Annotated in this window: 18 protein-coding genes; 5 read left to right on the top strand and 13 right to left on the bottom strand. The window is 59.8% G+C overall.

Annotation, left to right across the window (positions count from 1 at the left end):
* Positions 1-114 precede the first annotated feature (114 nt).
* The 9 genes from ACSQ83_RS30520 to ACSQ83_RS30480 all read right to left on the bottom strand — a co-directional run bounded on the left by ACSQ83_RS30520 (position 115) and on the right by ACSQ83_RS30480 (position 7,902).
* Positions 115-498: a DUF427 domain-containing protein gene (locus ACSQ83_RS30520; RefSeq protein ID WP_414950813.1), complete on the bottom strand. Its 384-nt coding sequence runs from the start codon at positions 496-498 to the stop codon at positions 115-117.
* A gap of 231 nt (positions 499-729) precedes the next feature.
* The gene (locus ACSQ83_RS30515; protein WP_414950812.1) at positions 730-1,026 is read right to left on the bottom strand and encodes a YciI family protein; all 297 of its coding nucleotides are present in this window, start codon (positions 1,024-1,026) and stop codon (positions 730-732) included.
* Positions 1,027-1,045: 19 nt separating this feature from the next.
* Complete coding sequence (catC, locus tag ACSQ83_RS30510; RefSeq protein WP_299704394.1) at positions 1,046-1,330, bottom strand: muconolactone Delta-isomerase; 285 nt, start codon at positions 1,328-1,330, stop codon at positions 1,046-1,048.
* A 30-nt stretch (positions 1,331-1,360) separates the two neighbouring features.
* Positions 1,361-2,695 (bottom strand): short-chain fatty acid transporter, encoded by a 1,335-nt coding sequence (locus ACSQ83_RS30505; protein WP_414950809.1) that lies wholly within the window; start codon positions 2,693-2,695, stop codon positions 1,361-1,363.
* A gap of 80 nt (positions 2,696-2,775) precedes the next feature.
* Positions 2,776-3,735: a 3-hydroxyacyl-CoA dehydrogenase gene (locus tag ACSQ83_RS30500; protein ID WP_436230688.1), complete on the bottom strand. Its 960-nt coding sequence runs from the start codon at positions 3,733-3,735 to the stop codon at positions 2,776-2,778.
* Between the two features lies 1 nt (position 3,736).
* Entirely contained in the window at positions 3,737-4,438 is a 702-nt protein-coding gene (locus ACSQ83_RS30495; protein WP_436230687.1) for an SDR family oxidoreductase, read from the bottom strand.
* A gap of 18 nt (positions 4,439-4,456) precedes the next feature.
* Positions 4,457-5,524, bottom strand: a complete 1,068-nt coding sequence (locus tag ACSQ83_RS30490) for a cyclase family protein (protein WP_436230686.1) — start codon at positions 5,522-5,524, stop codon at positions 4,457-4,459.
* A gap of 57 nt (positions 5,525-5,581) precedes the next feature.
* Positions 5,582-6,325: an IclR family transcriptional regulator gene (locus ACSQ83_RS30485; RefSeq protein ID WP_436230685.1), complete on the bottom strand. Its 744-nt coding sequence runs from the start codon at positions 6,323-6,325 to the stop codon at positions 5,582-5,584.
* A 443-nt stretch (positions 6,326-6,768) separates the two neighbouring features.
* Complete coding sequence (locus ACSQ83_RS30480; RefSeq protein ID WP_436230706.1) at positions 6,769-7,902, bottom strand: acyl-CoA dehydrogenase family protein; 1,134 nt, start codon at positions 7,900-7,902, stop codon at positions 6,769-6,771.
* Positions 7,903-8,127: 225 nt separating this feature from the next.
* On the opposite strand from ACSQ83_RS30480, the gene ACSQ83_RS30475 reads away from it, so the two are divergent.
* Both ACSQ83_RS30475 and ACSQ83_RS30470 read left to right on the top strand, forming a co-directional pair.
* Entirely contained in the window at positions 8,128-9,192 is a 1,065-nt protein-coding gene (locus tag ACSQ83_RS30475; protein WP_436230684.1) for an AraC family transcriptional regulator, read from the top strand.
* 62 nt (positions 9,193-9,254) lie between these two features.
* Positions 9,255-9,443, top strand: coding sequence for a hypothetical protein (locus ACSQ83_RS30470; protein ID WP_414950803.1), 189 nt, complete (start codon positions 9,255-9,257; stop codon positions 9,441-9,443).
* A 10-nt stretch (positions 9,444-9,453) separates the two neighbouring features.
* On the opposite strand, the gene ACSQ83_RS30465 is transcribed toward ACSQ83_RS30470, so the two are convergent.
* On the bottom strand, positions 9,454-10,110 hold the full coding sequence (locus tag ACSQ83_RS30465; protein ID WP_414950801.1) for a hypothetical protein: 657 nt from the start codon (positions 10,108-10,110) through the stop codon (positions 9,454-9,456).
* A 390-nt stretch (positions 10,111-10,500) separates the two neighbouring features.
* On the opposite strand from ACSQ83_RS30465, the gene ACSQ83_RS30460 reads away from it, so the two are divergent.
* Positions 10,501-10,758: a helix-turn-helix domain-containing protein gene (locus ACSQ83_RS30460; protein ID WP_414950800.1), complete on the top strand. Its 258-nt coding sequence runs from the start codon at positions 10,501-10,503 to the stop codon at positions 10,756-10,758.
* Positions 10,758-12,110, top strand: a complete 1,353-nt coding sequence (locus ACSQ83_RS30455) for a type II toxin-antitoxin system HipA family toxin (RefSeq protein WP_436230683.1) — start codon at positions 10,758-10,760, stop codon at positions 12,108-12,110. Before ACSQ83_RS30460 ends, ACSQ83_RS30455 begins: the two co-directional genes overlap by 1 nt.
* Positions 12,111-12,208: 98 nt before the next feature.
* Here the strand turns inward: ACSQ83_RS30455 and ACSQ83_RS30450 are convergent, their stop codons facing one another.
* Positions 12,209-13,504, bottom strand: coding sequence for an MFS family transporter (locus ACSQ83_RS30450; RefSeq protein ID WP_436230682.1), 1,296 nt, complete (start codon positions 13,502-13,504; stop codon positions 12,209-12,211).
* A 462-nt stretch (positions 13,505-13,966) separates the two neighbouring features.
* Here ACSQ83_RS30450 and ACSQ83_RS30445 point away from each other — a divergent pair, with 462 nt between their 5' ends.
* The gene (locus ACSQ83_RS30445) at positions 13,967-15,007 is read left to right on the top strand and encodes a DUF2891 domain-containing protein (protein ID WP_414950797.1); all 1,041 of its coding nucleotides are present in this window, start codon (positions 13,967-13,969) and stop codon (positions 15,005-15,007) included.
* Between the two features lie 57 nt (positions 15,008-15,064).
* Here ACSQ83_RS30445 and ACSQ83_RS30440 read toward each other — a convergent pair whose 3' ends face one another.
* A complete protein-coding gene (locus ACSQ83_RS30440; RefSeq protein ID WP_414950796.1) occupies positions 15,065-15,385 on the bottom strand; it encodes a YnfA family protein in 321 nt (106 codons plus the stop codon).
* 42 nt (positions 15,386-15,427) lie between these two features.
* Complete coding sequence (locus tag ACSQ83_RS30435) at positions 15,428-16,546, bottom strand: alpha/beta fold hydrolase (protein ID WP_436230681.1); 1,119 nt, start codon at positions 16,544-16,546, stop codon at positions 15,428-15,430.
* Positions 16,547-16,682 lie beyond the last annotated feature (136 nt).

Genomic DNA, 16,682 nt, shown 5'->3' with positions numbered 1-16,682 from the left:
CTCGACGGCAAGGCAAACCGTGCGCGGCGTCATCGATAAAATACGTCGAATGAAGAAAGCGTGCACAAACGGCTATCAGCGGATGAGCGGATGGGTCGTTCGTCTTTGAACGCGTCAGCCTGCCGGCTGCACGTCGAACTTGTCTACGCGATCCGTATAGAAAGCCAGGTGACCCTTGATCTCGGCGACCGCCGGATAGGTGTCTTCATAGGTCCATACCGCGTTCACCGAACGCTCGCCGCCCAGCGGAATGCTGTAGTACGAGCAATCCCCTTTGTACGGGCAATAGGTCGAGTGATCCGTGCGCTGCAACAACGACATATCGACGTCCTTGCGCGGAATATACTGAACCCCCGGGTACGATGCCTCGCGCAATGTCAGTGCCTCGCGCGTGTCTGCAATCACCCTGCCGCCTATGGAAATAGTGATGCGCGCCGGGTTGGGCTCGATCGTGATCGGGTGATCGGGTCCGGGAATCTTGACTGTTTTGGTCTGCATGTCTTCGTGCTCCTTGAAGCAAGGGTGAACGGACTCAGCATAGTGAGATAGTTGTTACCTACGAATTCAGCAGGGTATCGGAAAGTGCATTTTTCTGCCGCGCGCCCCCGTCCTGTCGCGCCGGCATTACGGTTTGGCGAATCGGACATGAGCGGGAAACAAGCAGCGCATATGCGCGAAGAAATGATATTGAAAGAATTGCGCTGCCTGGCGAGCGCCGCGCAACACGGCCTATAAATAACCCTTGCCGTCCACATACGCCTTGCGCCAGCGTGTAATTGTCACTCGCTCGAATAAACCGGCAAGCGCGAACGGGTCCTTCGCGATAAATCGCTCTGCGTCTTCGCGCGTGTCGAGGTCGACCACGTATATGCCACCGCCTGCGTTACTGCCGTCGTCCTGCAGTTTCGCGCCGCAAGCAAGCAACAATGCCTTGTTTGCTTCGAGATATGCCAGATGCACGTCGCGCTCCTTGATCCGCAGTGGAGCGTGACCTGGCTTGTCCCACGTTTCGATAATGAACGGCATGACGCTTCCCTTTACGAACTCAGTTTTGCGCGATAGCCGAAGGATGCTGAGCAAGCGGCGTGACCTGGATCGCCATGTAAGGAAAGAGCGGCAGCGAGCTGAGCAAGGTATGCAGTTCGTCGTTGGACTCGACGTCGAGGACGCTGTAGTTCGCGTACTGCCCCGCTACGCGCCACAAGTGACGCCACTTCCCCTCTTGCTGCAGTTTTTGCGAGAACGCTTTCTCGTCGGCCTTCAGGCTATTGATGAGCTCAGTGTCGGCGTCGAGAGGAATCTGTACCACCATATGAACCAGGAACAACATGATCGAGCCTCCGCAAGATGATTGAACCGCTTAGCCCCATGCAAGAACCGCGACGGTATAAACAATACCGATCCAGAACATCATGATGACGGTATAGCCCATGATGTCCTTCAGCTTGAGCTTCGACAACGCGAGCGCAGGCAAGATCCAGAATGGCTGGATCAGGTCGTTCCAGGCATTGCCGAGCATGACCGCAGTGGCCGTATGCCCCACCGATGCGCCAATTGCCTTCGCCGCTTCGATCATGAACGGCCCCTGGATAACCCAGTGACCGCCGCCCGAAGGCGCGAAGAAATTAATGAAGAACGAACTGATGAGGCCCCAGAACGGCAACGTATGCGGCGTCGCGATCTTGACGAAGAACTCGGAAAACGTATTGACCAGTCCCGACGACGCCATGATTGCCATGATGCCCGCGTAAAACGGATATTGCAGGATGATGCCGCTGATCGTACGAATGCCTTCGTTGAGTTTTTCGACATAACGGATCGGCGTGCCCAGCAAGATGATGCCGAGGAACAGGATGATGAAGTTGATCAGGTTCAAATCCATCGTGCCGCCGCCGTGGAAATACAGCACCACGTAGACCACGCCGATCAATCCAATCAAGCCGCTCAGCAACCGGCTGTTATTCAGGCGGCTGGCAAATGTGTTTTCGTCGCCGGCGTCAGCGGGAATAGCCGCTTGAGCCGCGCGCGTACGCTCCTCGAGCGTACGGTCGATCTCGGTCACCGGCTGGCCCGGCTTCGGATGCAGCCACGCGTTAAGCAAGGGCAGCGTGATCAGCACGACGAGGCTGGTAACAAGCATGGTCGGCGAAAAGATGGTTTCCGAGAGCGGAATGACGCCCATCTGCGCTTCCATCGGGTGGCCCTTGGTTGAGATAAGCACAGGAATGCTTGCCGACAAACCAAGGCCGTAAAGCGTGAAACCGCTATACGCCGACGCAATGATCAACGGGTAGTGAACGCCCTTCACACTCAGCGCCAGCTTGCGCGCGACAATGCCGCCGATCACCAGCCCGAAGCCCCAGTTGAGATAACTGCCGATACCGCCTACCAGCGTTGCAACAATGATCGCCATGCGCGGATCGTGCACTCGCATGACGATTCGATCGAGGAATCGCTCGGTCAGCGGCGCGGTCGCGAGCACGTAACCCATCGCGAGAATCACGGCCATTTGCGTGGTGAATGCGAGCAGCGTCCAGAAGCCCTTGCCCCAGCTCGTTGTCAGCGCCACGATGCCCTGGCCCTGCACCAATACGGCAAGGATCATGGTGAGAATGGTTAGCCCGATCGCGAATACAAACGGATCGGGCAAATACTTGCGCATCAGTTCGGTGAAAAATCCCGTTATTTTCTGCATTGCAATGTCTCTGAAGTATTATTTAGTTAAGCGAAATTTTTGCCAATAATGGCCAGTGGCGCCAGCGGCTCGTTCGGCTCTCAGGATTCTTTTTCTGAACTCATTAAGCGCCGGTAGCGGGTCAGCGCCATCAATGCCCGGTCGCGCCATGCCACGCGTTCTTCCCATTGTTCAAGCGGCACCGCTGCGCGCCTTGCCGCGGCTACTTTCTCAACAAGCTCCGGTGTCCACGGATCGTGCTGACCGCGCTCCGCGCCCATGCGTTCGTATGCAGGGCCCATCTTCTGCGCATGCGAGCTGATGCCGCCGCGCGTATTGAGATCCACCGTTTCGAATGGTCCGATCACGGACCATCGCAAGCCGAGGCCATCGCGCATCACTGTATCTATGTCCTCGACGGTCGCAACGCCGTCGCGCACGAGGCAATATGCTTCGCGCAGCACGGCGCCCTGCAACCGGTTGAAAACGAAACCCTCGATTTCCTTCGATACCAGCACGGGTTGCAAGCCGGCATCGCGGAAAAGTTGCAGCGTGCGTTGCGTGACGTCATGCGCGGTAAAAGGCGCGGGCACAATCTCGATCACGGGAATGAGGTACGGCGGATTGCCCGGATGCGCAATCAGGCAACGATGCTTTCCGGGCAGGTCATTGACGAAGCTTGATGCCGTCAAAGCCGATGAAGCGCTGGCGAAGATCGCCGTAGCGGGCGCGGCGGCATCGAATTGCGCAAATAACGCACGCTTGATATCCACTCGCTCGGGTGCGCATTCCTGCACGAGATCCGCGTCGGCGACGGCCTCTTCTACGGACGTTGCCAACTGGACCCGCGCCGCCACCGCGTCAGCGGCTTCGTCGAGCAAGCCAAAGCGCGCCAGTTCGTTCAGGCGCTGCGTGATCTCTCCAGGGGCTGCATCGCGACGGGACGCATCGGGATCGAACAGGTGCACGGGCCATCCCGCGCGCGCAAATACCACAGCGAATGCAACGCCGATACTCCCCGCCCCCACGATCGCCACACGCCGGAAATCTGCCGTGCTCATCTCAAACTCCCGCTACGCCGATTGTCATTCCGCCGCACACATAGAGCACCTGACCGGTGACAAAACCGCTGCGGGCATCGAGGAGATAGGACGCGGCGTGCGCGATATCTTCCGGCGTGCCCACGCGTTTCACCGGCACGCTCTCGACAATCGCGCGCGTACGCGGACTGTCCGGCGGGTTCGCGCGATCGAAGAGTTCAGTGCGAATGGGGCCAGGGCCAATTGCGTTCGACGTGATGCCATGACGGCCGAGTTCAAGCGCCCATACGCGCGTCATGCCGATCAACGCGGCCTTGGTCGCCGAGTACGCAGTACGTAGTTCCTTGCCTAGCGCTGCGCGCGAAGACATATTCACGATACGGCCGAAACCCGCGGCCTGCATGCCAGGCAGCAGCGCCTGCATGCACTGCATCGCGCAACGCACATTCAGGGACCACGCGAGTTCGAGTTCTTCGATACTTTGTTCGCCTGCGCCGGCCGGGACCACCACGCCGACGTTGTTGATTAACCGAGTGATCGGGCCTCCCGCGAGCGCCTGGTCAAGCGCTTTCCTTGTTGCTTCGATATCCGAAAGATCAGCGATCAAGCCCTTGCCTACGCGATCGATCACAACCGCTTCGAAGCCATCCGCTTCACAGCGCTCGGCACAGGCCGCACCAATCCCGGCCGCGCCGCCGGTAATCAAAACTCGTTCTCGTGTCATGTCGTGTACTTTAAAAAATCAGACGGTTGCGATCGGCGTCACGGGCGAACCCATCGCGCCCGGCAAACGCAGCGGGGGCGCCGTGAGCATGAAGCGCGAGCGCCCGTTGGCGCGCAGCCAGACCGCCAGATCGTGCAGATACCAGAGCTCGCCAAGCGGCAAACCCAGCTTGAACAAACAATGATGATGCAGCGGCATCAGCGGATAGTGACCTTCTTGACCTTGCGCCGGACGTGCGGGATAACGCTCGACTGCATAATTGTCCGCCACCAGCGCAGCGATGCCCGAGTCGGCCAGCCACTGCAAGAGCCGCTCGTCGCGGCCGTCGAGTGCACAGCATTGACTGTTGAGCACGGCTTCGTCGGGATGACGATTCATCTCCAGCACGAGTTCAGCGAACCCGGTACGCAGCAGCAGCATGTCACCGCGTTCGACCTGTACCTTGTCTGCGTCAATCGCGAACATCAGGTCGTCGTAACCCACGGTGCGATGCTCGCGCCCGTAATGCGCCACGAGATCGACAAGCACGCCGCGTCCCTGCATGCCTTTTACCGCCAGATTTTCGATACCGAGCGCTTCCGCGTGGCTATGTTCGCTCCCGCATTCGTGCGGCGCGAACGCGTCCTCGCGACGGTATTCCATGGGTCCGACTACGTCGGTGTTCGCCTTGTAACCGTTGTAGTAGACGCTTTCCGCCACGCCGTCGCCATCGGCATCAAAGAGCGCGCCCACATGCGCGAGCGAATCCCATTGGGTGGAATATTGCAAACTCATGAGCACTTGATCGTCGCTGACGACATCGGTCGCCTGCTCCTCCATGCGCGCGAACGGAAAGTTCACGTAAGGCAAACCGTCCTTTGTCGTGGGCCGTAAAACCGGCGGATGACGACGCACGTTAAGCTTGCTATCACCTGGATAATCCAGCGGCAGGGACAGGCAAAAACTCAGACCCGCGCGAATCTCGCGCGCACCTTTCAACACTTGTTCCGATGTGATCAGGTTCGGTCGTCCAAGTTGATCGTCGGGGCCGAAATCGCCCCAGTTCGACCCGTCAGGCCTATTTTTCCAGCGCCTCTGATCCTGCATGTTCTTCTCCTTGCACGACGTGCAGAGCAGTCGGCGCGACCAGGATCACTGCTGCCGCTAGCCAATCAGCGTCTGCGGTATCCGGTCGAAAACATCGAGGAGCGCCGCGACCGCGTGCTCCTGGTTCTTCAGCAAGCGTGCCTTCGGGCCGCCAATAACGAGCGCGAACGCCTCGCCGTGAATCGAGAATCCCTTCGCGAGGCCCGCCACGTCCTCAACGTTCTCTCCGGTCGAACGATGCCAGCCAAGCGTCACGCCCTGTTCCACTTCCACCTCCAGCGCCGCGCGATCAATCACTGAACCATCAGTCGATGCGCTCAGCGGCTCGCAGCTGTCGAGGAGGCGCCGGCGCGCATCCACCGGCAATGCGCCGAGCAGCGCCTTGCCTGCCGCGCTGGCATGGACAAACATGAAACCGCCGGGTTCGTCGCTGTATCGAATTTTCTGACGCGATTCCATGACGTCGAGATAAACGACTCGATTGCCTGCGAGCGTCGCGAGCCCGGCCGTTTCTCCGGTCGCATCGCGCAACGCCGTGAGCAACGGCTGGAACAGCAGCGTGAGCGGATCCTCGCTGCAAATGTCGCGAGCGACATGCAACAAGCGCTGCGTCGGGTAATAACCCGCTTTTACGCCCGGCGCATAGAGATAACCCTTTGCCACCATCGTCTGCAAAAGCGCATGACAACTCGACAAAGGGATTTCGGTTCGACGCGCAATCTCGCTGTAGATCATCGGTTGCCGGACTTCGGCAAACAGGTTGATAACGTCAAAGACGCGCACTGCAGTTTTCACATCCATGACAATATTATCGGTATATCGATAACTTCAACGCAATAGGGTCAGGGGTATACACCTAGAAATCCCTCACCACTTTCGGTCGGAATCATCCCGGCTTAAATCGTATGAAGAAATCGTCCGCCGAATGCCGCAGGCCGAATCGCCGGCTTGCTTGCGAGGCCGATTTTTAAAATAGATAGCTATCCTTATAAATTCCCACCATGCTTGCTGCTTCGTCGCGAGATCGAAACTAAAACACCGGTGAGAACCTGCAGGATGCAAACGGTGAGTCTATTCGGGAGAGTGAGCTGCGATCAAGGTGAGCTTTCGCGGGAGCTAAAAGTGAGTGTATGCGGGAGCCATAAAAAAGTGGCGAAGCCTTCGTGCAGGGCTTCGCCGCTTGTCGAACTGTCCAAACCGCTAGCGGTGTCTCCGCATGGCATCGCGGGCGACCTTCATGCGCCTTAAAGCTGCCGCGCGATCACCATGCGCTGTACTTCGCTCGTGCCTTCGTAGATCTGCGTGATGCGGGCATCGCGATAATGGCGCTCGACCGGATAGTCTTCCAGATACCCATAACCGCCATGAATCTGGATGGCCTGCGAGCAAACCCGCTCCGCCATCTCCGATGCAAACAGCTTCGCCTGCGACGCTTCACTCAGGCACGGCAAGCCTTCAGTGCGCATGCGCGCCGCGTGCAACACGAGCAGTCGCGCGGCGTTCAGGCTGGTCTGCATATCGGCGAGAAGGTTGGCTACCGACTGATGCTCCTTGATCGGCTTGCCGAACTGCACGCGTTCGTGGGAATAAGCACGGGCCGCGTCGAATGCCGCGCGTGCAATGCCCACCGCCTGCGCCGCGATACCAATGCGCCCGCCCTCCAGGTTAGCCAGCGCGATCTTCAATCCTTCGCCGCGCGCGCCCAACAAGTTGGCCGCAGGAATCGCGCAATCCTCGAGGGAAATCGGGCAGGTATCGGAGGCGCGGATGCCCATCTTGTGCTCGGGCCGCCCCACATTAAAACCAGGCGTATTCGTCGGTACGATGAACGCCGACAAGCCCTTCTTCCCAAGCTCCGGATCGGTCACGGCGAACACGATCGCCATGCCGGCGCGCGCGCCATTCGTCGTGAACTGCTTCGCGCCGGAAAGCACCCACTGGCCGTCGCGTTCAATCGCGCGTGTCTTCAGGTTGTTCGCCTCCGATCCTGCTTGCGGCTCCGTCAGCGCGAACGCGCCGATCATCTCGCCCGTTGCCAGTTTCGGCAGATATTCGGCCTTTTGCGCTTCAGTGCCGAATGCGAGAATCGGTCCGCAGCCAACGGAATTGTGCACGGCCATCAGCGTGGAGCAGGACGCGCAACCCGCTGCGATTTCTTCGATAGCCAACGCATACGCCACGTAGTCGCTGAACGTGCCGCCCCACTCGGCGGGTACGATCATGCCAAGCAAGCCGAGCTCGCCGAGTTGCTTCACGACTTCATCCGGCAAGGCGGCGTCGCGGTCCCATTGGCCCGCGTGCGGCGCCAGTACTTCGGTGGCGAAATCGCGCGCGGCATCGCGGATCATGCGTTGGTCATCGGTCAGGAAACTGTCGATCATGTTGGTCGGGCTCGTGTGGAATACAGAAGAACGCTGTGGGCTTACACTGCTGCGCTTAAGCGATGAAACAGTCAGGTGGATGGCAAAAAGCCTCACGCCTGATTCTAGGCGTGATACATCCGTCTGCCGATGCCTGAAACGATCAAGCTTCCCGAGCGAATGCGCCACCTAGTGACTACCCCAACACCGAAAAGCCCGCATGATCGGCGACCCAACGCTGCAGTGCCCACTCTCAAAACATCACGCCGCCAAGGCAACGAACGCGGGACCATAGCGGCGGATTTCGTCGAAGAAGCACTGCGGTGCGCCGAGCGTCGCGGCGTGGCACGGGTCGCGTTACTGGAGCAAGCGGGCATCCATCCCGCCACGCTCGAGGCGCCGCTTGCCCGCGTGTCGGCGGCGCAATATGGCCGCTTGTGGAGCGCCATTGCCGATGCGCTCGACGATGAATTCTTCGGCCAGGACAGTCATCCGATGCGTCGCGGCAGCTTCACGTTGCTTTGTCATGCGGCGTTGGGGTCGCGCGACGCAAGCCAGGCACTGACCCGCATCGCGAGTTTCCTGCGACTCGTGCTGGACGACCTGCGATGCGAAATCGGTACCAACGAAGCCCGCGTGAGAATTCGCCTTGTCGATACCAATACCTCTAATAAAGCTCGCCCGATGTTCGCTTACGCGACCGCGTTCATCATGATCTATGGTTTGTTGTGCTGGCTGGTCGGGCGTCGCATCCCGGTGCTGACGGCCCATCTGCGCTGCCCGGAACCGGCAGCAAGCGACGAATATCGGCTAATGTTCTGCGATGCAATGTTCTTCGACCAACCTGCGTCGTATGTCGATCTCGCGCCGGACTGCGCCACGTTGCCGGTCGTTCAGACGGCCGCCACGCTGAAGGTTTTCCTGCGCGAGGCGCCGGCTAATTTCATCGTTAAATATCGCAATCCCGATTCGCTCGCCGCACGGATTCGACGCAAATTGCGGCAGCTGCCGCCCATCGACTGGCCGGATAGCGAACGCATGGCGGCGGCGCTGAACATGGCAGAAGCCACGCTCAGACGCCGCCTGAAACAAGAGGGCGCAACCTATCAGTCGATCCGCGATGCGCTGCGGCGAGATCTCGCCATCGCGCGGCTTGCCGATACGACGCAGACCATCGCGGAGATTGCGCATGCGCTCGGGTTCGCGGAACCTAGCGCATTTCATCGCGCGTTCAGGAAGTGGACGGGGGTTCGGCCGACGGCATATCGCGGCTTGCGGGCTGACACCAAGGGCAACGCCGGTGCATGACAGCACGCGCGCCATCGCGCTGCTATAGTGAAAATCTGCTGGTCCACTAAAGGAGCGTTGTCATGCCGCAACCGAAAACACCGCCGCGCAGCAAGCCGAAAGCGAAGGCAGACGCAAATCATCGCGAGGACGCCCTGGACGAAGCGCTGGACGAGAGTTTTCCCGCAAGCGACCCGGTCGCGATCTCGGTCGATCATCAAGCTGCCCCAGAACCGAAGCGTCACGACAGCCAGAACAAACGGACGCGATAGTCGGCTCGCGCTAATCGTCGAGACCGGCCAGCAACGTCGCGAGCTTGTCCACATGCTGCATGAGCATTGCGCGGTGTTTGTCGATCTGCTCGATCCGTCCGGCAAGATCGGCTTTCACCGGGTCGTCCAGTTTGCCCGACGCGCGCAAATCCTCCGCCTTCGCGTTGATGCCATCGAGCTGGACCATCGAAAGCTGCCGCTCCACGCGGCGCAGGTCAGTCAACAACAGGTCGCGGTTGCGCCGGAACATCTGGTCACGCCGATGCGTCTCCACTTGCTGGAGCGCCTGATCGGCGATGCGCCGGGTCGCCTCGGTCTGTGAGAGCAGCGGTTCCGGCCCTCGCAGCACGGGCCGCTTGGGCGCCGGGTGCGCATTGCCGCGGAACACGGCAGCGGGCGTTTCCTCGTCCATCGCGCGCTGGGTTTCGGGCGGGATGTCGCGCCGGTCGCGGCGCTCGTCCAGCCAGCGCGGCGGCAAACCAGTGACGGTTTCCACGCCCCGTACGAATTCCTCACTGAAATCACGCCTTCCGGCCAGGATCAGTTTCATGTACGACGGGGAAAAACTCATCATGCGGGCAATCCTCGCGCCGCCAGCCGGCGATCCAGCGAGCACATTCAAGTTGGCTCGCCACACGAGGTACAGCGTTTCATCGAAATCTTCCATGGGCTAGTCTCCAAGCAGACGGACTCGCAAACGCCGCGCGGCTGTTTCACCTGCGCTTGACGCTTAGGTCCTGGCGAGCCCGTCATCACGGCGACGAGCCGGATCGTATCGGGGGCGTCGCCTAAGTGGGCATCTGACCGCAATCTTACCGGTATCTCAATAATGCGCGTTTTGTCTTGCACGCGGTAAAAACCCGCAGAATCAACAGCAAGCGCGTGGTTTAAGGGCAACCACGCGAAGTGCCGCCATGTCTTATTCCAGAATATCTGTCACGCGAATAAACGGCAATTATGCGTGTGGCAGATAATTGCCGAATATCTGCCACACGCATAATTGACAAATATCTGCCAGAGGAATAAAGTGCATTTATTCGTGTGAGAGATAATTATCATGCAGCAGACCATCGCAACGCCTTACCAAATGGGCCAAATTCTCGCGGCCGGCCGTCGGCGCGCGGGCCTCACCCAGGCCGAAGCGGCCTCCAGACTCGGTGTCAGCCAAAGTCGCGTATCAACGCTGGAGGCTAATTCCGGCGCGCTAACGCTCGATCAGTTGCTGACCCTACTTGGCGCATACGAACTGCAACTCCAGGTATTGGACAAGGGTTCGTCCGTCCCCGCTTCCCACCCGTCAGCGCTGGAGTGGTAATGGCTGGACGCAAGCCACATTCCCGAGCGCTGTCGGTATGGGTCAACGGCGTACGAATGGGTATCTGGCACATTCCAACCCGCGGCCCAATGGAATTCGCCTACGACGCCGAGTGGACTGCCTCCGAGCTGAGCCGGCCTCTCTCGTTGTCGCTGCCAATTCCGCTCGATAACGCCCCGCTCAAAGGCGATCGGGTACTCAACTACTTCGACAACCTGCTGCCTGACAGCGAAGCCATTCGAAAGCGCATCGGCCAGCGATTTCGCACCGACACCCTGGATGCGTTCGATCTCTTGCAGGCCATTGGCCGGGACTGCGTCGGCGCGGTCCAGCTACTGGGCGTAGACGAGGAGCCCACTGGCGTCGAACGGATCGATGGTACTCCGCTCAGTGACTCAGAAATCGAGACACTCCTGAACCAGACTGCCGGCAGCGGCACGTTTGGCCCCCAGAACGACGATGACGACTTCCGGATTTCTCTCGCCGGTGCGCAGGAAAAGACAGCGCTCCTCTGGCACGAGGGTCAGTGGATGAAGCCCCACGGCGCTACGCCGACCACGCATATCCTGAAGCTCCCGCTTGGCCTGGTGGGGAATCGGCGCGCGGATCTCACCAAGTCGGTTGAAAACGAATGGTTGTGCATGCATCTCCTGCAGGCTTACGGCTTGCCGGTCGCTGAAACGGAGATCAAGACCTTTGGCCGGCAACGCGCGCTGAGCGTCAAACGATTTGACCGCCAGATGCACTCGAGCGGCAAGTGGATCCTGAGGCTGCCGCAAGAGGACTTTTGCCAGGTGATGGGGCTCCCCTCTTACAAGAAATACGAGAACGAAGGCGGCCCGGGGGTGATCGATCTGGCGCAAGTGCTTCAGCAGTCCGAGACGGCCAAGGAAGACATCGAAACGCTGCTGACCACGCAGATACTCTTCTGGCTGCTGGCGGCTCCGGATGGGCACGCGAAGAACTTCAGCATCCGGCTGCTGGCGGGAGGACAGTATCGGCTGACGCCGCTTTATGACGTCATGTCGATCTGGCCGGTCGAGGGGAAGGGAGCAAGCCAGTGGTCGTGGTTCAAGGCAAAGCTCGCCATGGCCGTGTCGGGCAAGAACCGTCACTACGCTTTCCGCGATATCCAGCGCCGCCACTTCAACGCAATGGCGCCGCGATGCTCATATGGACAGGATGCGGAGCCGATCATCCAGCGGCTGATTGCACAAACGCCCGGTGTCATCGAACGTGTGTCAGCTGAGTTGCCGGAGGATTTTCCGGCGAGAGTCGCGGACCGTATCTTCGAGGGACTGCGCAGGACCGTAGCCGAACTCGATGCCATGCCCGCCAGATTAGCTGCCTGATAGACGACCTGAGCGATTGACGTGCTCGATCTCGCGCAAAACCCGGCTCACGCCGGGTTTGCATCGCATCAGTCCCATCAATCACATGAATCAATTCATCAAGGCACGTCGCGCAAATACCCTTCCTTCGACGAATCGCGCATCCGCAACGAGACGATCCAGGAAATCGCGCACAGTGCCGTCACGTACCAGTAGAAGGTCGACTCGCTACCGATCGATTTCAGGAACAACGCCACGTATTCCGCTGACCCGCCGAACACCGCGTTCGCGACCGCATACGACAAACCCACACCCAGCGCGCGTACTTCCGCCGGGAACATTTCGGCCTTGATCAGCCCGCTGATCGACGTGTAGAGGCTCACGATAGCCAGCGCGACCACCACCAGAACAAACGCCAGGACCGGACTCGTGACGTCCTTCAACGCGGACAGGAGCGGAACAGTGCAGAAAGTGGCGAGGCCGCCGAACCAGAGCATCGACTTGCGCCGGCCGATCCGGTCCGACAACGCGCCGAATGCGGGCTGCATGATCATGTAGATGAACAACGCCCCGGTCATCACGTTGCTGGCCGTCTTGGCATGCATGCCGGCGGTGTTCACCAGATATTTCTGCATGTACGTGGTGAACGTATAGAAGATCAGCGATCCGCCCGCCGTGAAACCAATCACAGTGAGGAATGCGCCTTTATGCTGCATGAGACCGCGAAGCGTGCCGGCCTCCTTCAGCTTGCGGGTTTCAGCCGTGGTGGTTTCATCGAGCGATTTCCGCAGATACAGCGACACGACCGCCGCGAGCGCGCCGATCCCGAACGGGATACGCCAGCCCCACGCTCTCAATTCTTCCGTGGTCAATAACTGCTGCAAAACAACCAGCACGAGCAACGCGGCAAGCTGTCCGCCGATCAGCGTCACATACTGAAACGATGCGAAGAAACCGCGCCGCCCCTGCAGCGCCACTTCACTCATATAGGTCGCGCTCGTGCCGTATTCACCGCCCACCGACAAGCCCTGGAACAGCCGGGCGATCAGCAGGAAGAACGGCGCCCATGCGCCAATGCTCGCGTAGGTCGGCAAGAAGCAGATCACGAGCGAGCCGGCGCACATCATGAGCACGGAAATCATCATCGAGGTACGGCGGCCGTGTTTGTCGGCAATACGGCCGAACATCCAGCCGCCAATCGGCCGCATCAGGAAACCCGCTGCAAACACGCCCGCCGTGTTGAGTAACTGCGTAGTCGGGTTCCCACTTGGAAAGAACGCCGGCGCGAAGTACAGCGCGAGGAACGAGTAGATATAAAAGTCGAACCACTCGACGAGATTTCCCGATGAAGCGCCGACGATCGCGAGAACGCGGCGGCGGGTATCGGCTGAAGTTGAGAGGGTGGTGTCGGCCATGCTGGTTGAAACTCCTGTCGCGTGTTGAAAACGGCGGCTTGTGTCCGCTCTTGCGCCGAACTGATGCGGGAATGGTCCGCCCTGAGGGGCGTTGGCGCGCCAGTTTATACGACGAGAAGCGGGTTGATGCAAGATGACGGTCAACCACAATTCAGCTTACAACCTAAGTTCATCGGAAAGTTTTTTGTCAAAATACGAACTCGATAAAAACGCCGAAAAGCCTTTTTGCGCTTCGAACCCCCGCTAGATCAACGACTTGCAGCGAACCTGATGTAAGCCTGAAGCGCCCATAGTTAAACCTTACGATTACCCGTATTGAAAGAATTTAGTAATTACCCTAAGTCACCAAACTAAGTGACGAGCAACCAGGCTTCCGCCCGCGCACTGCCGTTCTCTATTCAAGCGATCCCTGAGCCGAAGTCTTGCCATAATTGCGGACGCCTGGTTTTTCTGGAGAACCGCATGAACCCGCAGTCCGACCAAACGCATCAAACGCATCACACGCTCGACGCCGCCCTGGCATCGAAATTCGCCCGGCTCGCACTTGGCCACCTGACCCGCGAATACCCGAACAAGCTCGATCACGTAATGGGCAGCGTCGCCGATGCACAAGGCCCGCGCGCGCTCCATCCAATCTTCTATGGCAGCTTCGACTGGCACTCGTGCGTTCACGGATACTGGTTGATCGCGCGGCTTGTCGACCGTTTCCCCGCGTTGCCGGAAGCGGCTGACATTCGTGCGCTCATCGACTCGCATTTCACCGATACCAATGTCGCCGCCGAAGTCGCGTACTTGCAGCGTCCGGAGGCACGCGGTTTCGAGCGTCCGTACGGCTGGGCATGGTTGCTTGCGCTTGCCGGCCAGCTTCATTCGATGCAATCAGTTGAAGGCCAGCGCTGGTCCGCGACCCTGGCGCCGCTTGCGCACGCGTTTGTCGAGCGTTTCACGGAGTACCTGCCGAAATTGACGTATCCGCTGCGGGTGGGCACGCATTTCAATACGGCGTTCGCGCTGACGCTGGCTATCGGTTATGCACGGCAAGTGGGTGACACGGCGCTAGAAACGCTGATCGCCGACACCGCGCGCCGCTGGTATCTGAACGATGCGGATTGTCAGGCGTGGGAACCGGGCGGCGATGAATTTTTATCGTCGTCGCTCATGGAAGCCGAGTTGATGCGGCGGGTGTTACCCCCGGCCGAATTCGCCGGCTGGTTTGACCGCTTCCTGCCCCGGCTGAACGTGAGCGAACCCGCCACGTTGTTCGTGCCGGCGACCGTGTCAGACCGCAGCGACGGCAAGCTTGCTCACCTCGATGGCCTGAACCTGAGCCGAGCGTGGTGCCAGCGTTCGCTCGCGCGTGCACTGCCCGCGGGCGATGTGCGTATCGGCTTGCTCAATGCCACGGCGAACGCTCATCTTTCAGCGGGACTGGCGCATGTGGCGGGGGACTACATGGGCGAACACTGGCTCGCGACGTTTGCGTTGCTGGCGCTTGCGACCTGACTGGTTCGACGCCGCGCGTTTGTGATCGAGTATGTGATCGCACCTGTCAGCTCGATCTCAGCCGCGCGGCTGAAACGCGATCACGCTCATGCCGGCCAGCGCGATTGCGACGCCGGCGAGATCCCAGGTCGTGGGGCGAATCCGTTCGACGATCCATAACCACATGATCGCCACGGCGATATAAACGCCGCCGTACGCGGCATATACTCGACCGGCGGCGCTGGCATGCAGCGTGAGCAACCAGGCGAAAAGTGCGAGCGCCACAGCACCCGGGACGAGAAGCCACGGGGACCCGCCCTCCTTCAGCCATCGATAGGGAAGATAGCAGCCCATTATCTCGGCGACGGCGGTCACAACGTACAGCAGGAACGTCTTCATATCGGTGGCCAGGGTTTCATGGTGGTTTTTATCAGCGCCCTCTCACTTGCCATTCTCACCAAGCGCTGCCAGTCCTGCGAGCAATGCCTGATGAAACGCCTTCGGGTCCTGCATCTGCGGCGCATGCCCCAGCTCCGCAAACTCGACCAGCTTCGCACCGGGGATCGTCTCCACCGCATGTTTTGCCAGCTCCGGATAACGCCCGAGCGTCGGCCGGATTTCCGGCGGCGCGAGATCCTTGCCAATCGCGGTGGTGTCCTTATCGCCGATCAGCAATAACGTCGGCGTCCTGATCTGCCCAAACTCATAGACAACCGGCTGCGTATAAATCATGTCGTAGAGCAAGGCTGAATTCCACGCTACAACATCCTTGCCCGCCCCGCGATACATCCCCGCCAGCATCTGCACCCACGGCTCGTAACGCGCGTCCCAATGACCCGCGTAATACGTGGCTTGCTCGTATTTGCGAATGCCGTCGGCGCTGGTTTTCAACTCGCGCGCGTACCAGTCATCGATCGAAATGGACGGCACACCCTTTGCCTTCCAGTCCTCCAGACCGATCGGATTCACCAGCACGAGCTGCTCGGTCTCTTGCGGATACATCAGCGCGTATCGCACCGCGATCATGCCGCCCGTGGAATGCGCGACGAGCGTCGCTTTCTTCACGCCCAGCGCCGCGAGCAACGCGTGCGTGTTGCGCGCCAGTTGCTGGAACGTGTACTGATACCGCACCGGTTTGGTCGATTTGCAAAAGCCGATCTGGTCCGGCGCGATCACGCGATACCCTGCATCGGTCAACACGTCGATGCTTTCCTTCCACGTCGCTGCGCAAAAGTTCTTGCCGTGCAGGAGCACGACGGTCCGTCCGTTCGGACGCTTGGACGCAACATCCATATACGCCATGCGCACGATTTGCCGCTGCGATGAAATCGCGAACCGGCCCACCGGATACGGATAGTCGAAGCCCTGGAGTTCGGGACCGTACGCGGGACCGTCGTTGCCGGCTGATGGCGGAGAGGAAGCGGCCGCGGGTTGATCGCTCGAAGTGGCGGAAACGCTGGAAGCGCTGGACGCGGCCGAATCGGCGAAGGCGGGTGATGCCGATGCAATCGATACGGCTAAAGCTAACACTGCGCAAAGCACGCGGCTAATCGAAGTCATGGGCGCGGAAGCTCGCAAATGGAAACAAGGGAGAAGCTAGAACAATCCCAGCAAGGTCGTGGCCCCACGATGCAAACAGGCACCTTGTGACGGCCGGGGAATTTTATCGCGTGTGCGTTTTTGCCGCCGGCAGTGT

Source organism: Caballeronia sp. LjRoot29 (assembly GCF_964252755.1).
GTDB lineage: Bacteria > Pseudomonadota > Gammaproteobacteria > Burkholderiales > Burkholderiaceae > Caballeronia.
Note: the sequence above shows the minus strand (reverse complement) of the source record. Positions and strands in the feature narration are given on the sequence as shown.